Source organism: Nocardia sp. 852002-20019_SCH5090214 (assembly GCF_001665865.1).
Taxonomy (GTDB): domain Bacteria; phylum Actinomycetota; class Actinomycetes; order Mycobacteriales; family Mycobacteriaceae; genus Nocardia; species Nocardia nova.
In genome coordinates, this window is the sequence record NZ_LZMK01000097.1 from 1 (window position 1) to 1,256 (window position 1,256).

The following is a 1,256-nucleotide window of genomic DNA, read 5'->3' on the forward strand; positions in this document are numbered from 1 at the left end:
AGCTCGCACTTCACTCGGAGGTCTTCGTCATGTCACCTCGCCACGCCGTCACCAACGTCCGTGGTCAGTACAACTAGGTTCTGTCTCGAAGTGAGTGATGGGGTGGCACCGCTGAGCGGTGTGCCACCCCGTCGGCAGGTTCAGCTGAAGTTGTTGCCCGCGTTGGCGTATGGGCGAGGTCTCCGGTATTCGGATTAGCGACCAAGCAAATCTGAATAAGCCCCGGAGACCTCGTGGCCAGCCTAGCGGTGGCGGGGCGCGCGGACCTGACCGATGCCCAGTGGGCGAGGTTGGAGCCGTTGTTGCCTCGCGGGAAGAAGGCGGGCCGCCCGCCGAAGTGGACGAAACGGCAGCTCATCGATGGGATCCGATGGCGGTGCCGGGTCGGATCACCGTGGCGGGACGTGCCGGCCGAGTACGGGTCCTGGCAAGCGGTGTATGGATTGTTCCGGCGCTGGCAGCGGGCCGGGGCGTGGGCTGCGATCGTGACCTCGCTGCAGGCGGTGGCCGATGCTGCCGGGGTGATCGACTGGCAGGTCAGCGTGGATTCCACGATCACCCGCGCTCATCCGCATGCTGCCGGGGCCCGTCGCGACGGCGCTGGGCAGGCCGAACCACCCGCGGGGCCCGGCCAGAGCGAACCGGGTGATCACGGGCTGGGGCGTTCACGGGGCGGGTGGACCAGCAAACTGCATCTGGCGTGTGATCAGGGCTGTCGGGTGTTGTCGGTGCTGGTCACCGCAGGACAGGCTGGTGACAGTCCGCAGTTCACGGCAGTGCTGGAAGGAATCGTGGTGCCGAAACTCGGTGGTGGTCGGGCGCGGGCACGGCCCGAGCGGGTGTTGGCTGACAAGGCGTATTCCGGTCGCGGTAACCGGGAATGGTTGCGTCGTCACGGGATCCGGGCGACGATTCCGGTCCCCGCCGACCAGGCCGAACATCGGCGGCGGCGGGGTCGTGGCGGTGGCCGGCCCCCGGCATTCGATGTGGCGATCTACCGGGACCGCAATGCTGTCGAGCGGGGGATCAACCAGCTGAAACAGCACCGGGCGGTGGCGACCCGGTTCGACAAACTTGCTGTCCGCTACCAGGCCACGATCCATGTCGCTGTGATCAATCAGTGGCTGCGGCACTCGTGAGGGCGCGACATCGGCCCCGCCCTCACGACTTCGAGACAGAACCTAGTGTTCTGCGCCTGAAATCCGTTGGATATATCGAGCGAGGGAGTCGAGGATTTCCTCGGCGGTCTTGCGCCA

1 protein-coding gene is annotated in these 1,256 nt (G+C 66.5%); it reads left to right on the forward strand.

The window, feature by feature from the left end; all coding sequences use genetic code 11:
- Positions 1-233 precede the first annotated feature (233 nt).
- Complete coding sequence (locus A5780_RS07930) at positions 234-1,139, forward strand: IS5 family transposase (protein ID WP_064908131.1); 906 nt, start codon at positions 234-236, stop codon at positions 1,137-1,139.
- Positions 1,140-1,256 lie beyond the last annotated feature (117 nt).